A 25,668-nucleotide genomic window follows, 5' to 3' on the forward strand; every position below is an offset into this window, starting at 1 on the left:
ATCAGGCCCTTTTCTCATTTCCGGGTAGTAGCGCGCAATACTATTAAGCAATTTCTGACGTGCAACCTTCCTCTATAAACAAATCAGCCACTTTCCGTGTTCCCGTTTCTTAACGAAGCATTGTTGCCACATTTACTATTCTTTTTGTAGCTTACAGTCATGTTAGGGCACCGATTTACCAATTTTGATCCCCGTGCGAATGGTAAGACCCGTTTTGAACAGATGCTGGATATTTTCCTGCAATTGTTAACGTATACCAGCGGAGATGTGGCAGAGGCACTGCAGTGGATGAATGAGCTGGACAGACAGTATCAATTAACCGACCAGGACTATGGAATGGGAGATTTCATAGACGACCTTCGCCAGAACGGCTACATTAAAGAAAACGATAATGATGGCCAGATAGTAATAACCCCCAAATCAGAACAGGGCATCCGAAAGCGCAGTCTGGAAGAGATTTTCGGGAAACTGAAAAAGACTACGCAGGGCGATCACAACACGTTTAAGCCGGGCGGCGGCGATGAAGCCAGCCCCGACCTGCGTCCTTACCGTTTTGGCGATATGCTGGAACAGATAGATTTTACGGAGAGCATCCGTAATGCGCAGATTAACCATGGTGTGGACAGCTTTCGTATGCAGGAAGATGATCTGCAGATACGGGAAACGGACTTTAAAACACAAACGTCCACCGTGCTGATGATTGATATTTCCCACTCCATGATTCTGTATGGGGAAGACCGTATTACACCCGCCAAGAAAGTAGCGATGGCGCTGAGTGAGCTGATTACTACCCGCTATCCGAAAGATACATTGGATATAGTGGTATTTGGCAACGACGCCTGGCCGGTGGAAATTAAAGATCTGCCTTATTTACAGGTAGGGCCGTACCACACCAATACGGTGGCAGGGCTGGAATTGGCCATGGATATACTGCGCAGGCGTAAGAACGCCAACAAGCAGATATTCATGATTACGGATGGTAAGCCTACCTGTTTAAAAATAGGCGGCCGTTACTACAAAAACAGCTTCGGACTGGATCGCAAAATCACCAACCGCTGTATCAATCTGGCGGCACAGTGCAAGAAGCTGAAGATTCCTATTACTACTTTCATGATTGCCTCAGACCCTTATCTGCAAAGCTTTGTAACCGAGTTTACCGAGATGAATCATGGCAAGGCATTCTTTGCCACGCTGGATAAGCTGGGTGCATTTCTCTTCAAAGATTTTGAGAGTGGCAAGCGGAAAACATTGTATTGATTTTCTGATAGATGTATATGCCTGCCGCAGTAGCGGCAGCAGTAAGGATGTGTTGCAGGGATTATTTGTTTAGCATTTAAAAGACTGATGAATGAATATTGAGAAGATTACGACTTTAGGAGCATTGAAAGCGAGTGGCTATAAACCTTTGAGTGTAAAGGAAGAGATAAGAAAGAACCTGATAGCCAGAATTAAAAGCAGAGAAAACCCCTTTACCGGCATTATGGGGTATGAGGATACCGTAATACCCGATACAGAACGTGCCTTATTAAGCAGACATAATATTCTTTATCTGGGTTTACGCGGACAAGCCAAAACCCGTATGGCCCGCCAGATGGTGGAGTTGCTGGATGAATATGTACCTGTAGTAGCCGGCAGCGAAATAAATGACGATCCGCTGAAACCATTGAGTAAATACGCAAGAGATCTGATAGCATTGCATGGTGATGAAACACCGGTTACCTGGTGGCACCGTAGCGAGCGTTATGGTGAAAAGCTGGCAACACCAGATGTAAGTGTAGCTGATCTGATAGGTGATGTAGACCCTATTAAAGCTGCTAATCTGCGTTTAAGCTTTGCAGATGAAGAGGTGATTCACTATGGTATTATCCCCCGCAGCAACCGCGGCATATTTGTTATTAACGAGCTGCCCGATCTGCAGGCGCGTATTCAGGTATCGTTGTTTAACATTTTACAGGAAGGCGATATACAGATACGCGGTTTTAAACTGCGTATGCCGCTGGATATACAGTTTGTGTTCACTGCCAACCCGGAAGATTATACCAACCGCGGCAGCATTGTAACACCGCTGAAAGACCGTATTGAAAGCCAGATACTCACGCATTATCCAAAAAGCCTTGATACCGCATTGCTTATTACGGAACAGGAAGCTGATATACTACCTGAGCAGGAGGAAGCCATTGCCATCAGCGATCTGATTAAGCGCCTGATTGAGCAGGTGGCTTTTGAAGCGCGTAACAATGAATATGTAGATAAGAAGAGTGGGGTTAGTGCGCGCCTTACCATTGCTGCGTTTGAGAATGCGGTAAGCAGTGCAGAGCGCCGGGCTATTATTCATAACGAAAGCAAATCGCAGATATGGCTGAGCGATCTGGTGGGCATCATCCCCGCTATTACCGGTAAAATAGAACTGGTATACGAAGGTGAGCAGGAGGGGCCTTATCAGGTAGCGGTGAATCTGGTGGACAGGGCTATCCGTTCACAGTTTGTAAGCTACTTTCCCGATCCCGATAAGGTGAAGAAGAAAAAGCCTACCGGTAAAAAGTCGCAGGAAGCACGTGCAGAAGAGAACCCTTACCGCAGCATTATTGCCTGGTTTGATAACGGTAATCATATTGACCTGCTGGTAGATATGAAAGATGCAGATAAAATAGCAGCTTTATATCAGGTAGATGGTCTGTATGCTTTTGTAAAGAAAAGCTATCCGCATGCCAATGAAAAAGAAGCAGCATTGCTGATGGAGTTTGTATTACACGGCTTATCTGCCTACTCTATGATCAGCAAGAAGATGATAGACGGACGTATTCAGTTTAAAGATCTGATTGGTAGTATGATGAACCTCGGCCAGATGAACTTCGATGAAGAAGGCGATTTAACCGAGGAAGATCTTAACTAAATAATATTTACTTCTCTTTCCAGCGTAATGCCAAACTTCCGGCTTACGCTGGAAATTATTTCCTCCGATAACTGGTATATTTCATTACCTGTTGCATTACCATAGTTCACCAGTACCAACGGCTGTTTGCTATGGCATCCGGCATCTCCTTTACGGTATCCTTTCCACCCACATTGTTCTATTAACCACGCGGCCGGTATTTTAACCAGTACGGTAGCATCTGCGGCAGCCGGTGCCGGAAAATGCGGCATAGCCGGATACTCCTGTAACAGCTGCTGAAACTGTGTATGCGGAATAGTGGGGTTTTTAAAAAAGCTGCCTGCATTACCCGTTACCTTAGGATCGGGCAGTTTGCTGCTGCGGATATTAATAACAGCCTGGGCAATGTTACCTATACTCAGTTGCTCAATACCCATCTGCTCCAGTTCCTGCTCTATAGCGCCGTAAGAGGTATGAAACTGAGGTGTTTTGTTTAAACGATAAGTAACGTTAAGTATAATGAATTTGCCTTTGTATTTACGTTTAAACACACTCTCGCGATAACCAAATTCGCAGTCGTTGCGTTTAAAAGTGGTAATGGTTTGTGTTTCTATATCCAACGCTTCCAGCTCTTCAAACACATCTTTAATCTCCACCCCATAAGCACCAATGTTCTGCATAGGAGATGCGCCTACACAGCCGGGTATCAGACTCAGGTTTTCCAACCCCGCATAACTCATATGAATACAGTGTTGCACAAACTGATGCCAGTTTTCGCCGCCCCATGCTTTTACATAATAATGCTCCTCATTTTCCCGCACCACCTCAATGCCCTTCAGCTCATTTTTCAATACTAACCCATCAAAGTCCTGCGTAAACAGCAGGTTGCTACCACCACCGAGTATTAATAGTTGGGAGTTGGGAGTAGAGAGTTGGGAGTCGTGTAGGAGTTTTGAATTTTGAATTTTGAGTTTTGAATTTTGCGCCTGTAGTTCAGCCAGCATTTCCTTCAGCTCATCAACAGTGGTAAATGCAGCAAAGTAGCGCGCAGTGGCGTTAATACCGAAAGTATTGTATGGTTGTAATGCTATGTTTTGTTGTATCTGTGTAGGCATGTGTGCTTATTATTACGGGCAGTATATGTTTATACAGGATCTATGTCTGGTATAATGGTTACGCTGCGGTATCTTTTGGTGGATTGTATCAGATGTATCTGTTGTGCTATCTGCATTTTACACTGCTGTATCAACGGTGTGCTCTTGGGCAGCTTAAACAGCAGCTCGCTCAGGTATTGGTTGCGGATGCGGTTTACTACCGGGTCGGCAGGGCCGTTGATGTATTTACCAAAATCAGCCTTTAAGCCGTTCAGCATATGCTGTGCTGCTTCCTCCGCTATGTTATGTTCTTTGTGTTTAAATATAACCTGTATAATGCGTGCAAAGGGCGGGTAAAAAAACTGCTGGCGGTTGGCCATCTCCAGGCGAAACAGCTCTGCATAGTTGTGTTCTTTTACAAACTGCAATACCGGGTGTTGTGTGTTGCTTACCTGTATCATTACCTGCCCTAAGCCATCTCTACGCCCGGCACGGCCGCTTACCTGTTCCATCAGCTGGTAGGCGCGTTCGTTTACGCGAAAGTCAGCAAAGTTGAGTATACCATCTGCATCCAGAATGCCCACCAGGTTTACGTGTTCAAAGTCCAGCCCCTTTACCACCATCTGTGTACCCACCAGTATGTCTATCTTCTGCTGCTCAAACATCTTAATCAGGTTATCATGATCGTGTTTGCCTTTTACACTGTCGTAGTCCATCCGTGCGGTTTTCGCATCCGGGAAGGCTTCGGCAATCATCTCTTCAATCTTCTCCGTACCAAAGTTCTTTTGTATAAACTTATTACTGCCGCAGGCGGCGCAGGAATGTATTACAGGGTAGGTGGTGCCGCAGTAATGGCAGGCCAGTTTGTTTTTGCTTTTGTGGTAGGTAAGCGTAACATCGCAGTTGCGGCATTGCGGTATCCAGCCGCATACACCACATATCTGATAAGGCGCATAACCCCGGCGGTTCTGAAACAGAATCACTTGTTTTTTCTGGTTCAGCGATGTTTGAATAGCCGTTTGCAGTTCCGGCGTCATCATTACCTTACTGCGGTCGTGCGTTATTACGCGTTTTACATCTACTATCTCAATCTGCGGCAGGGCTACATTACCATAACGTTCCGTAAGCTGCACCAATCCGTATTTAGCGGCCTGTGCATTCGCATAACTTTCTATGGAAGGGGTGGCAGAACCCAACAGCACTTTAGCCTGAAACAGAGACGCATAGTAAATAGCCGCATCCCGGGCATGGTAGCGGGGGGCAGGTTCCTGTTGTTTGTAGGAGGCATCATGTTCTTCATCGGCAATAATGAGTCCTATATCCCGGAAGGGCAGAAACACGGCAGAGCGTGCGCCCAGTACCACTTTCACCTCGCCGCTTTTCACTTTGTTCCATATCTCTACCCGTTCGTTGGGGTTGAATTTGGAGTGATAAATGGCAATGTTACCACCAAAGTGCTTTTGTATACGGCGTATAATCTGTGCGGTAAGGGCAATCTCAGGCAGCATGTACAGTACCTGTTTGCCTTGCCGCATATAATGTTCAATCAGTTTAATGTACACCTGCGTTTTGCCGCTGGCAGTAACGCCGTGCAGCAGGCACACCTGTTTCTGCTCAAATATGCTTCCGATCTTTTCCACGGCTTCCTGCTGTTGGGGGGAGAGGGTAAAGTCGATATGCACATCTTTAGGTAACGACATAATACGATCAATAGATCGTTTCTCCGTGCGCAGAATGCTTTTCTCCATCAGGCCTTTCAGCTGTGCCGATGTGGCGTTTGCTTTTTTCAGCAGTTCAGACTGGGCTACTTCGCCCTGCGTGCGTTGCAGGTGAATATAAGCCAGCAGCAGCTCCAGCTGTTTGGGGGCCTTGTTCTGCATCCAGTTGTTCAGCAGGTCGGCCAGCCCATCTTCCGTATCATAAGGTGGCTGTAGTATTACATAGGTTTCCTTCTTCTCTTTGTATTTCTCTTTCAGCTCTTCCCATACCAGGCACACCTGTTTTTCTATCAGGCGTTTAATAACAGGGTACACATGGCTGGCATCCAGTATCTGCTGAATTTCGTTCAGGCGCAGTTCTTTCTTAATATTCAGTGCTTCTGCCACCACAAATTCCTCTTCATCCAGATCGGTCATATCACCCTCGTCATAGCTGTCGTTCCATATCAGAATGGTTTCACTGCTCAGCTTCAGGTTAGAGGGTATCGCGGCCTGCATTACTTCCCCTTCGGTACACATGTAGTAGTCCGCAATCCATTCCCAAAAGGCCAGCTGTGCGGGGTGCAGCAGCGGCTTATCATCCAGCACGTTCAGTATCGGCTTGGGGTCAAACGCTTCCGGTTTCTGTGTAAAGGTGCGCTTTACCAACCCGGCGTATTTTTTATTCTTACCCAGTATTACCTCTACCCGTATACCTGGTTCTACAGCACCTTTCAGATGATCCGGCACCGCCCATGTAAAGTTTTTAGGCAGGGCAAGCGGTATCAGTACCTCGGCAAACAAGGTATAGGTAACGTGTTGGGAGAATAACTGGTTTGGTGAATGCGAATTCATGATTTGAATGGGCTAAGATACGCCGCTTAACGCAGCAATTGTCTCAGCCGTTGCAGGTATTTGCCGGTGAAGGCCCTGCGCCGTTGAAAACCCTGGGCAATGGTTGTTTCATGCCCGTGCCTGCGGCGGTTCAGCAACTTAGGGTGGGCAATCAGCTGGCTGGAATAAATACCCGTATGCCCGCTGCTGAGGTAGGCCGCAGTACAGCCTATAGCAAAATAAGCCATGTACGCAGGCCCAAACAGTTCTATACCCATTAAGGTACACGCCACCGGTGTATTGGTAGCTCCTGCAAACACCGCCAGAAAGCCTGTTGCGGCCAGTAAATCTACCGGTACACCCAGGGGGGCTGCCAGTGCATTACCCAGTGTAGCACCTATAAAAAACAACGGTGTAACCTCACCACCCTTCATACCGCAGCCTAAGGTAATAGCGGTAAACAACAGTTTCCACCACCAGCTGAAAGTGTTGACCCCACCAGGCTGAAAAGCATTTACAAGTGATACGCCATCGGGCTGTTGCGAAGTAACACCCAGCCCCAGATAATCGCGTGTTTGTAACAGATATACCAGTGCTATCAATATAACGCCACCTATAGCAGGTATTAACCAGCGTACGGGAACGATTTGTGTAAAAAAGCTTTTGATACGATGGGTAAGCTCTGCAAACAAAAAGGCAGCAAGGCCAAATAGGATACCTGCCAGTGCTATCTTTCCCAGCAATAGCAATTCAAACGGTGCCAGGCCCGGCTGTATAGGATAATGCGTATGCGCTATCTGCCACCAGCGGCAGGTATAATCTGCCAGCAGCGCCGCCGCAAGGCAGGGTATAAATGCCCTCCAGCGGTAACTACCCACGGCCAGTACCTCCAGGGCAAACACAGTACCTGCCAGTGGCGTACCAAACACAGCCCCAAAGCCAGCGGCAATACCTGCCATCAGTAACAAAGGGGTATGTAAAGTAAGCGGACGTAACCAGCGGCTTACCATAGCAGCAATACTGCCGCCCATTTGCACAGCAGTACCTTCGCGCCCGGCAGAGCCGCCAAACAAGTGGGTAATAATAGTACCTGCCAGCACCAGCGGAGCCATACGCCCCGGCACACCGGCACCGGGTTGGTGTATCTCTTCCAGCAACAGATTATTGCCCTTTTCACTGTTTTTACCAAACAACTGATACAAATAGTAAATAGCCACCCCTGCTGCGGGCAACAGATATAACAGCCAGGCATGGGCATAACGGATATGCGTAACCGCATCCAGCAACCACAGGAATAAAGCAACAGCGCAACCGGTAACAACAGATAACAGCAAAATAGCGGCGGAATGGGAGAGTAGTTTCTTTAACACGTCTGCAAAAATTTACCTTTCAATAATGTGAATATTGTTATTGCAGGCGCCATCGTCCCTCTGGTTAGGGCGGTTAATAAGGCGGAGCACCATCGCCCTAAGGCAAAGGTAAAAAGAAAGGGTGATATGGCATGCATATATCACCCTTTAGATGTGCAGCAAACAGTGTAACCTGTTTGCCGCGTGTCCGGTATAGAAACGATGCGTTTCCTGTGTTATTTAGCCAGCTCCTGCGCCAGCAGTTGTTCCAGCTCTTCCGCTTTACTGGGCACGGGCGCGCTGTTGCTTACCATATTCCCCTGCTTATCTATCAGCACAAACTGCGGTATAAATCTGGCCACATAGGTTTTTCCCACCACATTGTCTGCATCCAGTAGTTGCAACCATTCCGGTTTGTCTTCGGCCAGTGCTTTTTCCCATTCCTTTTTTCCATCCGATACAGATATACTTATAATAGCCAGGCTGTCGTTGTTTTTGTATTTGCTGTACAATGCTTTTAATGCCGGTGTTTCTGCGCGGCAGGGGCCGCACCAGCTGGCCCATAAGTCCATATACACCACCTTGCCTTTAAAGTCACTCAGGCTCCAGGTTTTACCGGTATTGCTGGGTAGTGTAAAAGCGGGGGCCGGTTTGCCTATTTGGGTACGCACCAGTTCGGCTGTTCTTTCTGCCAGGCGTGTATCCAGTTGCTGTGCATATACCGGGTTTTGCACGGCCTCCAGGTACACGGCCATTTTGTTTTTGAAGTCTTTGGTATCCTCAAAAGTTTTGCATTTACCTATCTGGCTGGTCAGTTGTCTGTACAGCACCAATTGTTTAATGGGGTCTTTATAAGTGTTGAGTATTTTGTCCAGCTTGTAATACTTGCTGAGTTTGGCATCGGGGTGCTGCAGTTTCTCTAACCGTTCGCTATGGCTGAGGTATTGGGCAGACATGAGCCAGTTTGTGTACATGGGCGATAGCATGTATTCCGGCACAAACAGGTTATTGAGAATAGTGGTATCGAAGTGTTGTTTAATAAATGCCTGTGTTTGATGGTAATCAAGGTTTCTTATTTCGGTATGCACCATCAGAAAGTACAGCCCTGCCAGTTTATTATTGGTACGCACCACTTTGCCAAAGTATTCCAGGTACGGATCGTTAACGCTTTTGTGGTTAAACACTTTGCCGGCAAGCGAATCCCTCAGTTTTTTAAAGTCTGCCACATAAGCCAGCAGGTCTGCTTCCTGCTTATCGTACCAGCCAATGGTATCATTACGTGCATATAGTATGGAATCCACCAACAACTGAAAGCGGTTACTTTCTGCACCTTTGCCCGTAATCTTTTTACTGGCCAGCAGTGTTTTATAATTGGTGGCATCGCCGGTAATGGTAAGCTCGTATCCCGGCGCTACAAACAAATCATTTATTTGGGTGGCATGCTTTTGTATATTGGCCAGTGTTGGGGCTGCTACTTTAAAAGTCTTCAGGTAAAAACGCCCTGTACTATCTACCGGTATGGTATCCATTTCGGTAATGCCATATTCGTTTTCAAAAGCCAGTATCAGATAGGATTCTGTGCAATGCGTAAGCTGCCCCTGTATAATCAGTGGCTTTGTGGTAAGGTGGGGCTGCGCATGGCAGAAAGAAACAGTTCCCCAAAGGAGCAGGGCATATAACAAGCATGAATATTTCATGCTGTTAAATTAATCCTTTTTATAATATTAGAGGGGACAGTTTTCGTGGTAATTAATCAGTTCAATAGGCTCATAAGCTACCTCAAAGCCCTGATAGGTAGTAAGCACCTCATCCAGTACCGCTTCAATTTCTTCCGGCTCGGTTAACACCACCAGCCTGTTGCGGAACTCTTTAATATTGGGCAGGCCTTTCAGGTATTTGGCGTAGCAGGCGCGCATTTCAAAAATGCCGGTGCGTGGCCCTTTCCACGCTACTGATTTGCGCAGGTGCTGTTTACATACCCCTACCCGTTCTGCCACAGTGGGCGGGTGGTGCATTTCGCCGGTTTGTAGGTAGTGTTTAATCTCGCGGAAAATCCACGGGTGACCAATAGCGGCCCTGCCTATCATAATACCGTCTATACCATAGCGGTTTTTATATTCCAGTGCCTTTTGCGGGCTGTCAATATCGCCGTTACCAAAGATGGGGATACGTATGCGTGGGTTGTTCTTTACTTTACCAATCAGCGTCCAGTCAGCCTCACCCTTATACATCTGGCTGCGCGTACGGCCGTGAATAGCCAGGGCTTTAATACCCACATCCTGCAAGCGCTCCGCTACTTCTTCAATGTTTTTGCTATCCTCATCCCAGCCCAGACGGGTTTTTACGGTTACCGGCAGGTTGGTAGCTTTTACGCAGGCATCGGTAAGACGTACCATCAAATTCAGATCTTTTAACACACCAGCACCCGCGCCTGCACCTGCTACCTTTTTTACGGGGCAGCCAAAGTTGATGTCCAGCAGATCAGGACTGGTAACATCTACAATGCGGGATGCCATAGCCAGACTATCTTCATCCCCCCCGAATATCTGAATACCCACGGGCCGTTCGTAGTCGAATATGTCCAGTTTCCTGCGGCACTTGATAGCATCCCGTATCAGCCCTTCGCTGGAAATGAATTCTGTATACACCAGATCAGCCCCGTTGTTTTTACAAACAGCGCGGAAAGGCGGGTCGGTTACATCCTCCATAGGAGCCAGTAAGAGCGGAAAATCAGGGAGTTCTATGTTATCAATCTTTACCACAGTACATCAGCATTAAACCGCAAAGGTAACTGTGAAAAGTGGTTTTACCGCTGCGGAAGCCTTTCCGGGAACTTTTTAAGCTGATCTTTAGTAAAAGTCCATTCCGGCGTATACAGGTATTTATCTATATCCGCTGAGTACCAGGGGGCTGCGTCATCCGGCCGGTTGGGGTTCAGGAGTATATGAATATCCTGCGCCGGCATATAACTCTGCGCCAGCAGAAATATTTTATCGCCCGTGGCTGCGTTTACCGCTACATCGGCCACTATTACGGCGTGGCCGGGAGAACCGCCTTTAATAAACACATTACCCGGCGCTATGTCTTTGGTATCTGCTACCGTTTTCAGGTCTTTACTAAGGGAAAGCGTACCCGCCCACGCAAACACGTTCTGCAGGTACTGATCCAGACAGTTATGGCCGTTACAGGGTGTGCCCGACTGTTGCTTTACCAGCCGGTTGTTCTTTTCGCTAAATCGATATCCCCGCATCCAGCTGCTGTATTCCATTACAGCGCCATCTGTAGCGCTAAAGGCTATCTGCCCATACCGTGCATTGGCAAATTGATATTCGGCATATAGTCGCATCACCGCATCAGCACACTGTTGCAGGTCTTTCTTGCCCACCGGAATATCCAGCACGGCAAACTGGGCAGTCTGGTTGCGTTTAGGTTCGCCGTTGTATAAGTATACGGTTTTATCTGTTTTTAGCGGCACCTGCCGCAGCCATGCACCAAAGGTGCCGGGCGCTGCCGGCACGCGTTTATAACCTGCGGGCAGAGAAATATCGCCAATGTTTTTGTATACAGCAGGGGCAGAGGCGGTGTGATGGCGTGCCGGTTGCTGCGCTTGTGTGCACGCTAAACTCACCAACGCCGGAAACAGGAGCAGGAAGTATATCCGTTCTTTCATACATCAGCTTTTGCATAAGATGCAATGGCTGGTGTATTCCATAAATCTGAGGTAAGAAATATTAGCAGGGTAACCTTATATCAATAAAAGGCCTGTTGCACTGCTGTTGCTTAGAAGATAGCCTCTATGGTTAGCAGTTGCTTGTTAAACTCCCATGTATCGCCCACCTGCTTCTGCCGCAGCTGAGCAGCCAATGGTGCATGAGGAGATAGAAAGATGACCAGGGTATTGGCAATTGTTTGTTTACCCAGGCCCGCCGCTATAAAAAAGCACACAGCTTTACACTGTACCACTGTGCCGGGTATTACTTTATCATGCAGGCTGCTTACACTAATCTCATACAACAGCGACAGCTCCTTCAGATTCTCCGCCAGCTGTTTGCCATGCATCTCTTTTTCCAGATGGTTCATAGCCCGGCTGGTTTCGTATTTATCACCTGCAGAGCTTTTCTCTTCATTATTAGCACTTTGCTGTGCAGCTTCCATCTTTTCACGTATAACCGTAATACGTTGCTGTAGCTGTTGTTCAGCAAATTGTTTCAGCTGTTGCTTAAAGGCCAGTTGTGCTTCTTTTGTCATCAGTGCTAATGTAGGCTGTTTTGTATTTACTGCCATTCACTTTTCACCTCCTTAATTTCATCAATCAGCCTTTGCCTTACATCAATGTTAGCACCCGTAAAAACAAAGAGCGTAGTGCCGTACTCCCGGGCAAGTGTATTATCTACCTGAACACTCTTCTGCGATGACTGGAAATAAGGGCTGGTAGTTGCCAGTTCGTCATCTTTGTCTGCATATTCCTTCACCCGTATCAGATTGCGGTAAGGGCTATCCAGTTGAAACCAGTTGATATAATCTGCGTTGAAGGTTACCGCCTTAATGCCTTTCCTGCTGTAAAAGTTTATAGCGCCTGCCTGCCCATAGTTATCGCACAGCACCAGCGTGGCAGCGGTATCGGATATAGCGCTGTATACGGAATCTACTTTATGCGCCAGTTCCCGCCAGCCCAGCATATCAGCAAAGTCCTGCGGCAGTTGGTGGTCCTTGCCATCTTCCCAGCGAAGCAATCCCCAATTCTTATATTTTTCCTGATGCGCAACAATGTACTGCGGGCTTTGGTTAGGGAAGGCTCTCTGGTAAAGCGGAATAAATAACAGCACCGGAACCAGCAGTGCAACCGCATATACTATTTTGCGCCTGCCTGCCGGAAATACAGCCGTAATATAGGTTGCACCAAAAGCGATGTATATGGGGTACAAACCAATGGCATAATAATCCTTAGCCCGGAAGTACAGAAAAATGGCCAGCGTAAATAACAATGACCAAAAGAAAGACCGGTGTTTCTGAAACGGCTTATGTACCAGCAATGCCACCAATCCCGCCAGTATTACGTGCACGGAGCCGATATTGAAAAGCAACTGCGATTTCAAAAAATCACCCCGCGTTGCATTTACCAGTTGTGTACGGGTAAGCAACTCCATATGATGTATTACCGGAAAGTGGTTGTGGTATTGCCACAGCAGGTTGGGCAGCACCAGCAACAAGGCCAGCATTACCGCCAGGTACAATGCCTTGCGGGTAAATATGTTCCGCTGGCGGGTAACAAGCAGGGCAGGTACACAGCCCATTGCCAGAAACAGCACATTGTATTTATTAAGAAAGCCCAGCGCAAAGGCTACCGCCCCCAGGTATAACCAGCGGGATTGTTCTCTCTGCTGATACCGGATAAGACAATAGTATACCGTAACCCAGGCAAGTACATCAAACGAATTGGGTTGGTAAAGGGTATTCAGCCGCAGCAGCACCGAGAATAATATACAGGTAGCGCCCAGTATATGCGCCAACAGATCGCCATTCAATGCTGTAATACTTTTCCATACCATTACTAAAGTAAGGGCACCAAACAGTGCAGGAAAAAAGCGTACCCAGAAAACCGTATTACCCAGCAACTGAATCAGGTAAGATATCCAGGACGTAAGGGGAGGTACAGATAAATAACCCCAGGCCAGGTGACTACCTTGGTCCAGATGCAGATACTCATCCCGGTGCAGATCGTATTCCGGACTAATCAGCTGGTATTGCAGCACAAACTTAACCAGCACAAAAACAAGGAGTACAGCAGTTTTCTTATTCATACAAATGCTTCGCGTTTCAGAGAAGCCTAATATACGAATCAGATGCAGAAATGTTACATGGCCCCAAACGATAGGCGCTGCCCGGCTGTTTGTAACAAATCCGTACACTTTTGCCCGTTTCCGAACAAACTACCACAAGGGCGTATCTTCGCAACCTATTTAAAAGCAACTGTTTATATAACCTGCACCATAATTGTTGCCTTACTGCCACCACAACCTTATTTATGTTTAAGAACTATCTTATAACTGCCTGGCGCAACCTCAGAAAGAACACAGTATTCTCTTTCGTGAATATTCTGGGCCTCACCATTGGTATTACGGCCTGTATGATGATCTTTCTGTTTATCAGAAACGAATTCAGTGTAGACGATTTTCATAAAGATGGTGATCGCATGTACCGCGTAGTACGTGGGTTTGTGAGAGAGGGAAAGACGAGAGATGCGGCTTATTTATCCGGCAGGTACAGCCCAACGCTGATGAATGATTTTAAAGGAGAGGTGGAGAGTGCAGTGCGGGTGAGCCAGAGCAACAATCTGGTAACGGTAGGAAGCCGGTCGTTTAATGAAAAGAAAGTGCTGGATGTGGATAGTAATTTCTTTACCTTTTTCTCCTTTGCATTGCTGAAAGGCAACCCTAATACCGCAATGCAGAGCCCCAATAGTGTGGTGTTAACAGAAACCACTGCTAAAAAGTATTTCACCAGTGCAGAAGCAGCTATGGGCCAGACGCTGTTACTGGATAAGAATACGCCGTTAACCGTTACCGGTATTGCTAAAGATGTACCTGCCAACTCGCATCTCGAATTTGATATGGTGGTGCCGCTGGATATTTACAAAGAAGCCAGCTGGATGACCACCTGGCCCAACAATGGAGTGTATACCTACCTTAAACTGGCGCCGCAGGTAACAAGGGCACAGCTGGAAAAACAACTGCCTGCGTTTATGGAAAAATACATGGGTAACAACATGCGGGCCTTTGGAATGCAGATTACCCTTTCACTTACTCCGTTAAAAGAAGTGTATTTTAAAGATGGTGCTTTCGATCAGGTAAAGCATGGCGATAAGAAGGTGGTATATATCTTTCTCTCCATCGCTATTCTCATACTGCTCATCGCCTGTATTAATTTTATCAATCTCTCTACCATCCGCGCAGCAGAGCGTTCTAAAGAAGTGGGCCTGCGCAAAGTGCTGGGTGCCTTACGCAATAATATCATCTGGCAGTTTATAGGGGAGTCGGTATTGTTAACTACCATTTCCTGTGTGCTGGCCATAGGTTTAATGCTGCTGGTAATGCCGTGGTATAACAGTCTGCTGGGGTATACCTTAACAGTATCCTGGAACACCTGGTCTATCTATCTTTTTCTGTCAGGCGTAATAGTACTGGCTGGCTTTTTAGCAGGCAGCTATCCGGCTTTCTTCCTGTCGGGTTTTATGCCCGTGCAGGCGCTGAAAGGCAAACTGCGTTTGGGTAAAGGCGGCGCTTCCTTCAGGCAGTTACTGGTAGGTGTACAGTTTAGTATATCAGTATTGCTGATAACCGGTACTATTGTTATTACACGGCAAATGAATTATGTAAAGAACAAACAGCTGGGTTACAACCAGGAGCAGACTGTGCTGGTAGATATAGACAATAACGATATCTACAGAAACATGCTCACGTTTAAAAACGATCTGCAGCATGAAAGCCGCGTACAGTCCGTATCGTTGATGTCCGGCGAGCCGGGCGGTTATTTTGACGGGCATATGTTTAGTGTGGAAGGCCAGACAGAAAAGTGGAATGCCAGAACAGAGTTTGCCGATTTTGAGTTTGTGAAAACACTTGGCTTAACCATCATTGCAGGCAGAGATTTCTCTGCTTCCTTTCCTACAGATACTACTGATGCTGTGCTGCTGAATAAAACGGCTGCTACCAGACTGGGCTGGACGCCTGCCGATGCCATTGGTAAGTGGATAGAAAATACCATGGAGGACAAGCACAGGCGCAGGGTGATAGGCGTAGTGGACGACTTTCACTTTCAATCGTTAAAAACAGATATTGAACCGCTGGTAATATCGCCGCATGCAGACAGAAGGGTAATAGCTATTAAAATGAAGCCCGGCAGTATACAGGCCGATCTTACCCTGATAGAAAAGCATTACAAACAGGTGGCAGCCGCATATCCTTTTGAATACAGCTTTTTAGATCAGCAGTTTGATACCCTGTACAAAAAAGATATACGCCAGCAAACCATTCTGGTGGTATTCGCCATTATGGCTGTGTTTGTTGCCTGCCTCGGTTTGTTTGGTATAGCCTCCTTTACTACCATCCGCCGCTTCCGCGAAATAGGGGTGCGCAAGGTATTAGGCTCATCGGTGCAGGGCATTGTGCTGTTGCTGTCTAAAGACTTGTTGCGCCCTGTCATCATTGCCACCTGTATATCCTTACCCATAGGCTACTGGGCCATGCGCCAGTGGCTGCAGAACTTCGCTTATAAAACCACGTTAAGCTGGTGGATATTTGCGCTGGCGGCACTGGTTACCCTGGGCATTGCGTTAATTACCATTGGTACAAAAGCTGTAAAAGCAGCCGTAACCAATCCGGTAAAGAGTTTACGTGGGGAGTAGCGGTATAACGGCACCACCATTGAAGCTGCCGCAACGTGCCATTTGAATAAAAGCGTTTATAGTATAGAAAACAGCTGCCTGGTGAAAGGCAGCTGTTACATCATCCTGCCTGTTATTTATTGGCTATAAAAGGTGCCTGCCTTATAAAGGCTTCACTTTCCAGCTGGCTGGCTAAAAAATAGCCTATATCTGTAGCGCTGATCTTTTCACCAGGGCAATCTGTAATACTTACTTCGACCGCATATCGCTTCTCCGTTTGCTCAATCACTGGTAACCGCACTATCGTCCAGCTTATACTGCTGGCTTCCAGCAGCTGATACTCGTGCTGCTTATCCGCAATCAGTTCCGGATATTGCTCCCGCATCCATGCAGACAGCTGTTGCACTCTTTCGCTTTTATCATCCCCGGCTACATCAATGCTCAGGCCGGTAATCAGCAGGTATTTCAGAACGCCTGTTTGTGGTACAGCCTGTATAATGTTACTGGTTACCCTACTGAAAACAGGAGCAGGATTACCGGGCTGGCCAATAGCATTGATTATATACGTGCAGCCGGTTAACAAGCGGGTAATATCATCGGGTTGCGTGGCATCGCCCTGCACTACTGTTAGTAACGGAGAGGAGTGTGTAAGCTTTGCCGGGTTTCTAACCAGTGCTTTTACCGGATATCCCTGTTCCATCAATACTTTGGTAATGTAATAGCCGGCTTTGCCGGTTGCGCCAATGATGGCTATGGTTGGTTTCATAAAACTGCTTTTAGTATAAATGAGGAAGAATAAGAGAATAGTATTCCCGGCCACCTGTTTAGGTGGTGTAGTTAAAGCCGGAAATATGTACTAAAAGCGTTTAATGCACTAAAGATAAGGAAGCTCCTACTTCTTTGCGGGAATTTTGGACCGTATAAAATCGATTTGTTCGGGAGTCATGCTCTCGGTTTTGATTAAATGGGCAACGTTTTTAGAAACGTATAATATCATTATGTTCTTATACTCTTTCCATTTGATAAAATGATCCCATGTCATTGTTGCTGTAGCTGTAGAAGAGTTGACGGTAACATGTTCTTCACTAAAAACGTATGTATTTTCCTGAGCCAGTGCCGTATTGTAAAACTTTAATGCCCCCAACCAGGTAAAAAAGTAAGGGATGAAGATAAAGAAAAGCCCTACTAACAGAGTTGGCCAGGGGAAAGAAATGCTGCCGTTGGTGATATAATACATATAAAATGAGAATACTATCATCGCCGGCCCCAGAATATGCTGCAGTATGGCAAACGGACGACGGGTGTTAGTATGCAAAAGCCAGCTTTTGTATTCGCTCTTAGATAATGAAGTGATAATAGTAAATGGTTCCATAATGGTGGTAAAGGGTTATGAATAAAGGGCAGCAAAAATAAGCACAAATTACCACTGCCCATACAGCGTAGTCCACTTCTTAATCAACGCCACCCGGTCTTTCAGGAAGCGGTTGTTGAAGAACACGCTCGACCAGTCTTCAAAATGCAGGTACTGAAACTCCAGGTAAAACAGCCAGAAGCCTACGCCCAGGTAAGGAATGGCCTGTAGTTCCTGGGTGGTAATGGGCCTTACGGCATGGTAGGCGGAGAGAAAAGTATTGAAGTCTTTCGATGCCTGTTCGGCAGTAATCTGGTTGTTGTGCATGTGCAGAAAAAAGTGCACCAGCACCGTCATAATATCATTTACCAGAAATCCCTTTCCCGCAAAGTCGAAGTCGAAGAAAGTAACCTCATCAAATTCGTTGATGTGAAAGTTCTTTGGCAGAAAGTCGTAGTGGCAGTAGCCGGTGCTGAACAGCGTAGTATTAAACGCATACAGGCGGTTGATGGCGGTACGCGCTGTTTGCTGCAACCAGGCATACTCTTCCGGCAGGTCTTTAAACGCGGGCGCTATGGTTTGCAGCGGGCCTGAAAGGGTGGTGTTGTTATTATACACACGCCTTTCGTGCTGCAGTTGTATGCGCGAGGTAATATTGTGAATATTGGCCATTTCGCGGCCAATGGTTTGCAGCTGGGGCTGTGTAAGGTCGGGCACTACAGTGCCCTGTGCATACTCAAACAATACGCCGTAACGTGTGCCCTCTGCGGCATTAAAGGTTTGCAGCATGTTGCCCTGTACATCTGTAACAGGGGCGGCTACGGGGCAGCCATTCTCTTTCAGTATCTGCAGCAACTCCACCTCAGCCAGTATTTCGTGGTGTTTGCGGTGGTTGTCGCGGTAAATCTTAAAAATATACTGGTAAGGGCTGCGTTCCAGCAGGTAGGTATCACTAACATTGCGTATCAGCAGCCTGCATTGGAACAACGGCAGGTTATAAGCCTTCCGCAGGTGTTCCTGCAAAGCTGCTGTAGACAACGTGGAATATTGTGTAGGAAAAATGCTCATTACACACTTACCTTAATAACAATTTTCTTTACCGGTATAGAGGCCTCCACTTTCAGATTGGGCATATGCAGATCGGTAGGGAAAAACACTGCAAAGCTGCCTGCTGCCAGTCGGGTAAAGAAAGAAGGCTTTTCTGCAAACAGCATAAAGTCTTTTTCTGTGTCGTAGGCTTTGGAAGGCATTTGCTGCTCCAGAAAATCATGGCCAATCAGTTCTTCACCGGTTACCATGTACTGGATGTCGATGTACTTTTTGTGCGATTCCATCTGTTCGCCCGCAGCGTCAATAGTGTCGTATTCGTTTACGATGGCGAAAATATCCGTACCATCTATCTCATACTTTCCTTTGGCAAGGGTAACGAAATCGGTAGTGGTCAGGTACTGAAAAGCCTTTTCAAATTTGGGTCCGAGAAAATAATAGCGTTGTGCGTTGGCCAGTTTGTCGAGTATCATAATAGGAGTCAGATAATATCAGGTTGAAAGATATTACTTTATGCTCATATAATTTTTACCGGTGTAATACCAGATTGTCTACGGAAAGCGGTGGTAAAATGCTGTACAGATGAGTATCCCGGCTGATGGGCCTGTTTTTCCAGTGCTTCAGTTTGCAGTGTCAGCAGCTCACGCGCCACCTGCCTCCGCCGTATACTACTCCTTCACTCCCCGTTCAAGGTTAAAGCGCAACTATTTGCCACCTAAAACGTAGAAACCTCATTTTTTAAGCCCCACCTGCCCTCCGTATGTCGTAAATTACCAGTAAATGCAAACGCCATGGCAAAGCAAACGGGGGATTCTGTTTTTATCGGCACTTACAACGGGTTATGCTTCTACAGCATGAACGGTAAATACTATGTACGTGCCAGCAGCCCGTTAAGCCGCAAGCGTGTTTTAACCGATTCTGCCTTTGCCGGCACCCGCCGTTATGCACAATGGCTGGCAGCCGCTTCGCCTATTGCATCGGCTATTTACCGGGAGGTGCCATTGGAAAAACGTCACAAAAACCTGTACCGCACCATTACCGGCAAAGCGTTGCTGTTACTGAAGGCAGGAGTGGAGGCAGCAGAAGTATGTGTGCTGCTGGCGAATGAAATCAATCAAATGGTGAACGGCGGAGAAGCTACTGCCACAAAGCCACAACAGAAAAAGCAGGTATATAATAAAACCAACAGTACGCCACTGCCCCAATGGCCCGGTTTGCGGATGATAAACCAGAAAGCGACCGCTGGCACTACTACCCAGCGCACCACGCTGCGCCGCAGGCAGCAAAGAGCAATAGCATATATAAATAAGGCGCCCCTTTGCAGAGGCGCCCGTAGGGGAAGGGAAATTTTCCCATGTGTAACAAGGTATGTATTCAGCATTACTGCCAAACCATCAATAGCTGTATCTGAAAAGGATCATTTAATAAGGGGGCGATGGACACAGAAGCCAATAGCACCCGCGCCGCAAAGCGGCGCAGGTAAGACTTATAGAAGAACCGCTGCACATAACAGCATACACAGCAACAGCAGCGGTTTAGTCTTTATTGGCCATCAAACCAAACAAACTCAAAACCTATAACCGGCTTTTACACCGGATAGTAAAGGTACGCCAACCTAAAGGGGCAGGGGGCAATGTGGCAGAATCGGATAACTGTTTGGCGCATTCCGATACACCAAAGGCTGTTATTAACAGTTCTGCAACGGTTTGTATACCCTGCCACCGGTATTTTTGACAAAACCCTTTCTGGTGATAAAATATTGGCTTACTCCTGCCGCCGCAAAACAGGCGATACGAATCTTATTTATATACTGCATTTGTACAGCCTTATTCTGGTGGTGGAATAACGCAGAGCCGTCCACGCCATGTGGCCTGGCGCCAGGAACGGCGGGTTTGCTGTTAATTCCCGTTGTGGCAGTGGGTGCCACCCTTATAAACCTGTTTTATGTAATATGGGGTCAAAAATGGGCATTCGGGCGTTTGCTGGGTCACGGTTTTACCTGCATACTTCTCTTTTTAATAATGTATAATATTAACTGATTAACTGCAAACTGGCTGTACATAAGGAAAAGCAGCCCTATATGTACCGTTTACACCTTATATACCTAATATCAGGGGTTTGTTTTTTAAACTTTTCGTGCCAGTTTTTCAATAGCGCAATTATATTTTCTAAAAATTTTGCCTCCGAAATTTTGAATTTTCACTCTTCTTCTGCGATGGTTATTCCTGCTGCATTTTCAATTTACGCACACTTATTATCCACATCTTGTGAATTTGTTTATTGTGAATAAGTGCCTCCCGTTCTTCATTTTTGTACTCTGCTCCGTATCCAAATAGAGCGTTCGCAAGGGAAGTACATGAATTCTGGGTTAAATTTTAAAAAAGACAGTAATGGGAATTTTTGATAAGCGCATACAGTATAAGCCGTTTGAATATCCTGAAGTGTTGACGTTCACTGAGGCGATTAATAAGTCGTTCTGGGTGCACTCTGAGGTGGATTTTACTGCAGATACGCAGGACTTTCATTCCCATTTATCACCTGCAGAAAGAAATGCAATAAAGAACAGTCTGCTGGCCATTGCGCAGATTGAAGTGGCGGTGAAGTCTTTCTGGGGCAACCTGTACCATCATCTGCCCAAGCCCGAACTGAATGGATTAGGCGCTACGTTTGCTGAATGTGAATTCCGTCACTCCGAGGCATATTCCCGCCTGCTGGAAGTGCTGGGGTATAACAACGAGTTTGAAAAACTGCTGGACATTCCGGTGATTAAAGAGCGTATCGACTACCTGAGCAACGCCCTCAGCAATGCTAAATCCACCGATAAAGAGGAGTACACCATTTCTCTGATCCTGTTCTCTATTCTTATTGAGAACGTAAGCCTGTTCAGTCAGTTCGCTATCATCCTTTCGTTCACCCGCTTTAAAGGGCTGATGAAGAATGTGAGCAACATTATTGCGTGGACGTCTGTAGACGAGCAGATACATGCCAACGCGGGTATTTACCTGATCAACAAAATCAGAGAAGAGTATCCGGAGATGTTTAACGAAGCCACTATTAACAAGATCAGCGAGCTCGTGAAGACCTCTATTGAAATAGAAAGCAAGATCATCGACTGGATTTTCAGTGCCGGTGAAATTGACATCATCAATAAAAAAGACCTGCTGAACTTTATGAAGTACCGTGCAGACGACAGTTTACGCAAAATAAACATGCCTGCATTGTTCAACATTACCAACGAGCAGAACAAACCTATGCTTTGGTTTGAAGAAGAGGTGTTTGCAAACAGTCTGGATGACTTTTTTGCCAAGCGCCCGGTAGATTATACCAAGCACGATAAAAGTATCTCAGCCCTCGACCTGTTTTAGAATAATTGTAGAAGAGAAGATTGACGACCCCGATTGATTGAATTGTAATTGTTAAAAGGACTAAAAAGCTATTTGTTATGGAAATACCCGTATTAGATCAGCTTCCCGGAGTGAAGGAAACTTACGAGCACGAGAAGCTTTGGTGGAAAAACACCGAGAGTGAGCAGATACTGAACAGAGGTTATTTACTGAAAGGTGAAACGGTAGAAGGTGCAATAGACCGGATTTGTACTGCTGCAGCGCAGCGCCTGTACAAGCCCGAGTTGAAGGAAGCTTTTGTGGAAATGATTGAAAGGGGCTGGATGAGCTTAAGCTCGCCTATCTGGGCTAATATGGGTACAGAGCGTGGTTTACCTATTTCCTGCTTTAATGTACATGTACCTGATAATATTGAAGGTATTACACACAAGCTGGGCGAGGTAATCATGCAAACCAAAATAGGGGGTGGTACCTCCGCTTACTTTGGTGCCTTGCGCGAGCGTGGCAGTGCTGTTACCGATAACGGTAAAAGCTCCGGCGCCGTAAGCTTTATGCGTTTGTTTGATACGGCTATGGATACTATTTCGCAGGGTGGTGTACGTCGCGGTGCTTTTGCGGCCTACATGGATATTGACCACTCCGATATTGAAGAGTTCCTGGCTATTAAAGATATTGGTCACCCCATTCAAAACCTGTTCAACGGTGTATGCGTACCCGATTACTGGATGCAGGATATGATTGATGGTGATATGAAGAAGCGCCAGATATGGGCCAAAGTGCTGGAAAGCCGTCAGCAGAAAGGCTTACCATACATTTTCTTCACCGATAATATTAACCGTAACAAGCCGCAGGTATATAAGGATAAAAACCTCACTATTCATGCGAGCAACCTGTGTTCTGAAATTGCACTGCCTTCTTCAGAAGACGAATCGTTCATCTGCTGCCTCAGTTCTATGAACCTGGAGTTGTATGATGAGTGGAAAAATACCGATGCCGTTAAACTGGCTGTATTCTTCCTGGATGCCGTGTTACAGGAGTTTATTGTTAAAACAGAAGATAACTACTACCTGGAAAATGCCAACCGCTTTGCCAAACGCCACCGTGCTTTAGGTTTAGGCGTACTGGGCTGGCACTCTTACCTGCAAAAGAACATGATTGCTTTTGAAGGCATGGAAGCCAAGCAACTGACCAACCGCATTTTCAAAGATATTAGTGAAAAAGCGGAAAAGGCTACCAGAGAGCTGGCATGGATTTATGGCGAGCCGGAAGTACTGAAAGGTTATGGTAAAAGGAATACTACCCTTATGGCCATTGCTCCTACCACTTCTTCCTCTGCTATCCTGGGTCAAACCTCTCCGGGCATTGAGCCATTCAGCAGCAACTATTTCAAAGCCGGTTTATCTAAAGGCAACTTCATGCGTAAGAACAAATACCTGAAGGCCCTGCTGGAAGAAAAAGGTATAGACAACGAAGATACCTGGCGCGATATTATGCTGAACCACGGTAGCGTGCAGCATATTGATGAACTGACGGAACACGAGAAAGAAGTGTTTAAAACGTTCAAAGAAATCAGTCAGCTGGAAATTATTCAGCAGGCCTCTATCCGCCAGAAGTATATCGATCAGGCACAGAGTCTCAACCTGAACATTCCTTCTAACCTGCCGGTGAAGGATGTAAACAGACTGCTGATTGAAGCCTGGAAACTGGGTGTTAAAACCCTGTATTATCAGCGCAGCCAGAGCGTAAGTAAAGAATTGGTTACCAATCTGGTGAACTGTAAGAGCTGCGAGGCGTAAGACTTACTATCTTCTCTATATTCAAACCGCTCCGGCCGAATCGGAGCGGTTTTTGTTATTTTTATCCGTAACATTGACTATTCAAAACCCTAGACCAGTCTGATATGAAATCGTATTGCCGGGTGCTGGCATTGTTGCTTTTATGTGTTTCCTGCAAGGAAAAGAAAGTCAAAACGGAACTACCGGTATTATCCTCATCCGATCTGTTTGAAAAGTTCAGAAAACAGGTAGTGTTAATCAAAAACAAAAGCTATTTCAAAGCCACATTTGATAATGGTACCGCCATGTACTTTACCTATATTCACGATGGCGGATATTCCGATATTACCTCCGATGAAGAAGAGGCAAAGAACAATGCGGAAGCCTGTAGCGGTACCGGGTTTTTTATAGGTACACAGGGGCAGATTGCTACCAATTTTCATGTGGTAAGCGGTCTGCACCAAACGCCGGATAAGGTAAACTTTCAGCAAAGGGTTATGGAAGCCTTACACGTATCGCGCGATGGCCTGGTAGGCGATATTTCATGGACGGCCCACCGCCTCAAATACAACCACCCGGAAGATTCTGCCTATGTACAGGCCCTGCCGCAAGGTTTTATGAATCCGAAAGATGAAAAGCTGGTGGCGGCTACCGAAGGCGGCCCGCAGGACGGGGAAGAGGCGGAAGCGGAAACTGCCACAGACACCACCGTTACCGGTTTTCACGACCGTATAGATTCCCTGCTGGAAGCCAATAAGCTGGTGGAGGAACTCGCTACCCAGGCTTTTCAGGTAGAGATTGTAACCACAGAATTATCGGTACAGCTGGATGCTTCTACCAAAGATGCTACGGTTTATCCCTGTCATATTCTTTCCCTGAGTCAGCAGCGCAAAATAGATCTGGCTATTATACAAATGGACAGCGGTAAAACTCCGGCAGGAGTGGGGGCTATCACCGATTTAATGAAAGACAACGATGCAGATCATTACGGTTCTACCCTGAAGGATAATGATGTGCTGAAAGTAACCACGCCTTTATACCTTATCGGCTTTAACTACGGCGAAGAGATTGCCAACACCTCTGATGGCATTAAGGTGCAGCTGAGTAAAGGCGAAGTAACGCAGGAGAGCGATCAGTTTCGTGTACTGTACTCTGTACCCATGCTGCCCGGCAGCAGTGGCAGCCCCGTGTTTAATAAAAAGGGCCAGATAGTAGCTATTAATTATTGCGGCTTTACTTCAAAAGATAATTTCAATTATGGCATTCTAAGCAATCATCTGCGATATATGATAGAGCATGAGGCGGTTACTACATTGCCGTAAAATGGTACGCTTCTTGACTTACTACAACCAAACACGATGACTATGAAAAACGGATTATTGTATATAGCCCTGCTGGCAGGCGGTTTTGCAGCCTGCAACGGCAATGCAGACAACCGGGTGTTAAATGATTCTGCAAGCACCTCCCGGACAGATACGGCCAACGATTCTATGTCGGTATGCTTTCAGCGCTATGCCGGCCCCTTACGTCAGGATACATTTACCGTACACCTGGTAATACGCGAAGGCCGTGTGAATGGCGAACTGGTAGAAATGCCTTTTGAGAAAGATGCCCGCCGTGGTACACTGGCAGGTACTATGAAAGACAGTATTATTACCGCCACCTGGAGTTATATGCAGGAAGGACAGCAGGATACCCTGCCCGTTGTGTTTAAAATAAAGGACGGCAACCTGCTGCAACAGCCATATGTATACGATGGCAAAACAGGCCGGGAAACGTTGAAAGATACCAGCGCCTTTTCGCAGGAGTTTGTGCCCTTCGACTGCCGTAAGATACCCAAACAAAAAAGTTGATTATTGTTCATAAGCTACAGAGGTGCTACCGCAAACGGCAGCACCTTTTGTTTTAAATGGCAGTTATGG

The 25,668-nt window shown here is 46.5% G+C and carries 21 protein-coding genes and 1 riboswitch; of the genes, 9 read left to right on the forward strand and 12 right to left on the reverse strand.

Annotation, left to right across the window (positions count from 1 at the left end; translation table 11 throughout):
- Nucleotides 1-159: 159 nt before the first annotated feature.
- Nucleotides 160-1,257 carry a vWA domain-containing protein gene (locus tag IEY13_RS04740; RefSeq protein ID WP_188950791.1) on the forward strand — a complete coding sequence of 366 codons (1,098 nt, stop codon included), beginning with the start codon at nucleotides 160-162 and terminating at the stop codon, nucleotides 1,255-1,257.
- Between the two features lie 91 nt (nucleotides 1,258-1,348).
- A complete protein-coding gene (locus IEY13_RS04745) occupies nucleotides 1,349-2,893 on the forward strand; it encodes a sigma 54-interacting transcriptional regulator (RefSeq protein ID WP_188950792.1) in 1,545 nt (514 codons plus the stop codon).
- Here IEY13_RS04745 and murB read toward each other — a convergent pair.
- The 8 genes from murB to IEY13_RS04785 form a co-directional block, all read right to left on the reverse strand.
- Nucleotides 2,890-3,987, reverse strand: a complete 1,098-nt coding sequence (gene murB / locus IEY13_RS04750; protein WP_188950793.1) for a UDP-N-acetylmuramate dehydrogenase — start codon at nucleotides 3,985-3,987, stop codon at nucleotides 2,890-2,892. The two genes, IEY13_RS04745 and murB, sit on opposite strands and share 4 nt — an antisense overlap.
- 29 nt (nucleotides 3,988-4,016) lie before the next feature.
- On the reverse strand, nucleotides 4,017-6,518 hold the full coding sequence (gene priA / locus IEY13_RS04755; RefSeq protein WP_188950794.1) for a replication restart helicase PriA: 2,502 nt from the start codon (nucleotides 6,516-6,518) through the stop codon (nucleotides 4,017-4,019).
- 26 nt (nucleotides 6,519-6,544) lie between these two features.
- Nucleotides 6,545-7,867 (reverse strand): voltage-gated chloride channel family protein, encoded by a 1,323-nt coding sequence (locus IEY13_RS04760; RefSeq protein ID WP_229687731.1) that lies wholly within the window; start codon nucleotides 7,865-7,867, stop codon nucleotides 6,545-6,547.
- 36 nt (nucleotides 7,868-7,903) lie between these two features.
- A riboswitch (Fluoride riboswitch) is annotated at nucleotides 7,904-7,973 on the reverse strand.
- A gap of 109 nt (nucleotides 7,974-8,082) precedes the next feature.
- Nucleotides 8,083-9,543 carry a TlpA family protein disulfide reductase gene (locus tag IEY13_RS04765; RefSeq protein ID WP_188950795.1) on the reverse strand — a complete coding sequence of 487 codons (1,461 nt, stop codon included), beginning with the start codon at nucleotides 9,541-9,543 and terminating at the stop codon, nucleotides 8,083-8,085.
- 27 nt (nucleotides 9,544-9,570) lie between these two features.
- Nucleotides 9,571-10,608, reverse strand: coding sequence for a tRNA dihydrouridine synthase DusB (gene dusB / locus IEY13_RS04770; protein WP_188950796.1), 1,038 nt, complete (start codon nucleotides 10,606-10,608; stop codon nucleotides 9,571-9,573).
- A 44-nt stretch (nucleotides 10,609-10,652) separates the two neighbouring features.
- Nucleotides 10,653-11,516: a DUF4846 domain-containing protein gene (locus IEY13_RS04775; RefSeq protein ID WP_188950797.1), complete on the reverse strand. Its 864-nt coding sequence runs from the start codon at nucleotides 11,514-11,516 to the stop codon at nucleotides 10,653-10,655.
- A 110-nt stretch (nucleotides 11,517-11,626) separates the two neighbouring features.
- Nucleotides 11,627-12,094, reverse strand: a complete 468-nt coding sequence (locus IEY13_RS04780; RefSeq protein ID WP_188950798.1) for a hypothetical protein — start codon at nucleotides 12,092-12,094, stop codon at nucleotides 11,627-11,629.
- Between the two features lie 26 nt (nucleotides 12,095-12,120).
- Complete coding sequence (locus tag IEY13_RS04785) at nucleotides 12,121-13,647, reverse strand: ArnT family glycosyltransferase (RefSeq protein ID WP_188950799.1); 1,527 nt, start codon at nucleotides 13,645-13,647, stop codon at nucleotides 12,121-12,123.
- Nucleotides 13,648-13,871: 224 nt separating this feature from the next.
- Between IEY13_RS04785 and IEY13_RS04790 the strand changes: the two genes are divergently transcribed.
- Nucleotides 13,872-16,250 (forward strand): ABC transporter permease, encoded by a 2,379-nt coding sequence (locus IEY13_RS04790; RefSeq protein WP_188950800.1) that lies wholly within the window; start codon nucleotides 13,872-13,874, stop codon nucleotides 16,248-16,250.
- Nucleotides 16,251-16,362: 112 nt separating this feature from the next.
- Here IEY13_RS04790 and IEY13_RS04795 read toward each other — a convergent pair whose 3' ends face one another.
- The 4 genes from IEY13_RS04795 to IEY13_RS04810 all read right to left on the reverse strand — a co-directional run bounded on the left by IEY13_RS04795 (nucleotide 16,363) and on the right by IEY13_RS04810 (nucleotide 19,100).
- On the reverse strand, nucleotides 16,363-16,995 hold the full coding sequence (locus IEY13_RS04795) for an NAD(P)-dependent oxidoreductase (RefSeq protein WP_188950801.1): 633 nt from the start codon (nucleotides 16,993-16,995) through the stop codon (nucleotides 16,363-16,365).
- Between the two features lie 126 nt (nucleotides 16,996-17,121).
- Nucleotides 17,122-17,601: a YcxB family protein gene (locus IEY13_RS04800; RefSeq protein WP_188950802.1), complete on the reverse strand. Its 480-nt coding sequence runs from the start codon at nucleotides 17,599-17,601 to the stop codon at nucleotides 17,122-17,124.
- Between the two features lie 48 nt (nucleotides 17,602-17,649).
- Nucleotides 17,650-18,648, reverse strand: a complete 999-nt coding sequence (locus IEY13_RS04805) for a phosphotransferase enzyme family protein (RefSeq protein ID WP_188950803.1) — start codon at nucleotides 18,646-18,648, stop codon at nucleotides 17,650-17,652.
- Nucleotides 18,648-19,100 (reverse strand): NanQ anomerase/TabA/YiaL family protein, encoded by a 453-nt coding sequence (locus tag IEY13_RS04810; protein ID WP_188950804.1) that lies wholly within the window; start codon nucleotides 19,098-19,100, stop codon nucleotides 18,648-18,650. Before IEY13_RS04810 ends, IEY13_RS04805 begins: the two co-directional genes overlap by 1 nt.
- Nucleotides 19,101-19,418: 318 nt before the next feature.
- Between IEY13_RS04810 and IEY13_RS04815 the strand changes: the two genes are divergently transcribed.
- The 6 genes from IEY13_RS04815 to IEY13_RS04840 all read left to right on the forward strand — a co-directional run bounded on the left by IEY13_RS04815 (nucleotide 19,419) and on the right by IEY13_RS04840 (nucleotide 25,599).
- Nucleotides 19,419-20,207, forward strand: a complete 789-nt coding sequence (locus tag IEY13_RS04815; RefSeq protein WP_188950805.1) for a hypothetical protein — start codon at nucleotides 19,419-19,421, stop codon at nucleotides 20,205-20,207.
- A gap of 53 nt (nucleotides 20,208-20,260) precedes the next feature.
- Nucleotides 20,261-20,473, forward strand: coding sequence for a hypothetical protein (locus IEY13_RS04820; RefSeq protein ID WP_188950806.1), 213 nt, complete (start codon nucleotides 20,261-20,263; stop codon nucleotides 20,471-20,473).
- Between the two features lie 544 nt (nucleotides 20,474-21,017).
- A complete protein-coding gene (locus tag IEY13_RS04825) occupies nucleotides 21,018-21,992 on the forward strand; it encodes a ribonucleotide-diphosphate reductase subunit beta (protein WP_188950807.1) in 975 nt (324 codons plus the stop codon).
- A gap of 77 nt (nucleotides 21,993-22,069) precedes the next feature.
- Complete coding sequence (locus tag IEY13_RS04830) at nucleotides 22,070-23,767, forward strand: ribonucleoside-diphosphate reductase subunit alpha (RefSeq protein WP_188950808.1); 1,698 nt, start codon at nucleotides 22,070-22,072, stop codon at nucleotides 23,765-23,767.
- A 104-nt stretch (nucleotides 23,768-23,871) separates the two neighbouring features.
- Nucleotides 23,872-25,068, forward strand: a complete 1,197-nt coding sequence (locus IEY13_RS04835; RefSeq protein WP_188950809.1) for a S1 family peptidase — start codon at nucleotides 23,872-23,874, stop codon at nucleotides 25,066-25,068.
- 42 nt (nucleotides 25,069-25,110) lie between these two features.
- On the forward strand, nucleotides 25,111-25,599 hold the full coding sequence (locus IEY13_RS04840) for a hypothetical protein (protein ID WP_188950810.1): 489 nt from the start codon (nucleotides 25,111-25,113) through the stop codon (nucleotides 25,597-25,599).
- The last annotated feature ends 69 nt before the right edge of the window (nucleotides 25,600-25,668 follow it).

The organism is Filimonas zeae, assembly GCF_014641615.1.
Classification (GTDB): Bacteria; Bacteroidota; Bacteroidia; order Chitinophagales; family Chitinophagaceae; genus Filimonas; species Filimonas zeae.

Coding starts and splice junctions, on each gene's coding strand:
- IEY13_RS04740 (WP_188950791.1), top strand. CDS start 160: ATGTTAGGGCACCGATTTACCAATTTTGATCCCCGTGCGAATGGTAAG.
- IEY13_RS04745 (WP_188950792.1), top strand. CDS start 1,349: ATGAATATTGAGAAGATTACGACTTTAGGAGCATTGAAAGCGAGTGGC.
- murB (WP_188950793.1), bottom strand. CDS start 3,987: ATGCCTACACAGATACAACAAAACATAGCATTACAACCATACAATACT.
- priA (WP_188950794.1), bottom strand. CDS start 6,518: ATGAATTCGCATTCACCAAACCAGTTATTCTCCCAACACGTTACCTAT.
- IEY13_RS04765 (WP_188950795.1), bottom strand. CDS start 9,543: ATGAAATATTCATGCTTGTTATATGCCCTGCTCCTTTGGGGAACTGTT.
- IEY13_RS04775 (WP_188950797.1), bottom strand. CDS start 11,516: ATGAAAGAACGGATATACTTCCTGCTCCTGTTTCCGGCGTTGGTGAGT.
- IEY13_RS04780 (WP_188950798.1), bottom strand. CDS start 12,094: ATGACAAAAGAAGCACAACTGGCCTTTAAGCAACAGCTGAAACAATTT.
- IEY13_RS04785 (WP_188950799.1), bottom strand. CDS start 13,647: ATGAATAAGAAAACTGCTGTACTCCTTGTTTTTGTGCTGGTTAAGTTT.
- IEY13_RS04790 (WP_188950800.1), top strand. CDS start 13,872: ATGTTTAAGAACTATCTTATAACTGCCTGGCGCAACCTCAGAAAGAAC.
- IEY13_RS04795 (WP_188950801.1), bottom strand. CDS start 16,995: ATGAAACCAACCATAGCCATCATTGGCGCAACCGGCAAAGCCGGCTAT.
- IEY13_RS04800 (WP_188950802.1), bottom strand. CDS start 17,601: ATGGAACCATTTACTATTATCACTTCATTATCTAAGAGCGAATACAAA.
- IEY13_RS04805 (WP_188950803.1), bottom strand. CDS start 18,648: ATGAGCATTTTTCCTACACAATATTCCACGTTGTCTACAGCAGCTTTG.
- IEY13_RS04810 (WP_188950804.1), bottom strand. CDS start 19,100: ATGATACTCGACAAACTGGCCAACGCACAACGCTATTATTTTCTCGGA.
- IEY13_RS04815 (WP_188950805.1), top strand. CDS start 19,419: ATGGCAAAGCAAACGGGGGATTCTGTTTTTATCGGCACTTACAACGGG.
- IEY13_RS04820 (WP_188950806.1), top strand. CDS start 20,261: ATGTGGCAGAATCGGATAACTGTTTGGCGCATTCCGATACACCAAAGG.
- IEY13_RS04825 (WP_188950807.1), top strand. CDS start 21,018: ATGGGAATTTTTGATAAGCGCATACAGTATAAGCCGTTTGAATATCCT.
- IEY13_RS04830 (WP_188950808.1), top strand. CDS start 22,070: ATGGAAATACCCGTATTAGATCAGCTTCCCGGAGTGAAGGAAACTTAC.
- IEY13_RS04835 (WP_188950809.1), top strand. CDS start 23,872: ATGAAATCGTATTGCCGGGTGCTGGCATTGTTGCTTTTATGTGTTTCC.
- IEY13_RS04840 (WP_188950810.1), top strand. CDS start 25,111: ATGAAAAACGGATTATTGTATATAGCCCTGCTGGCAGGCGGTTTTGCA.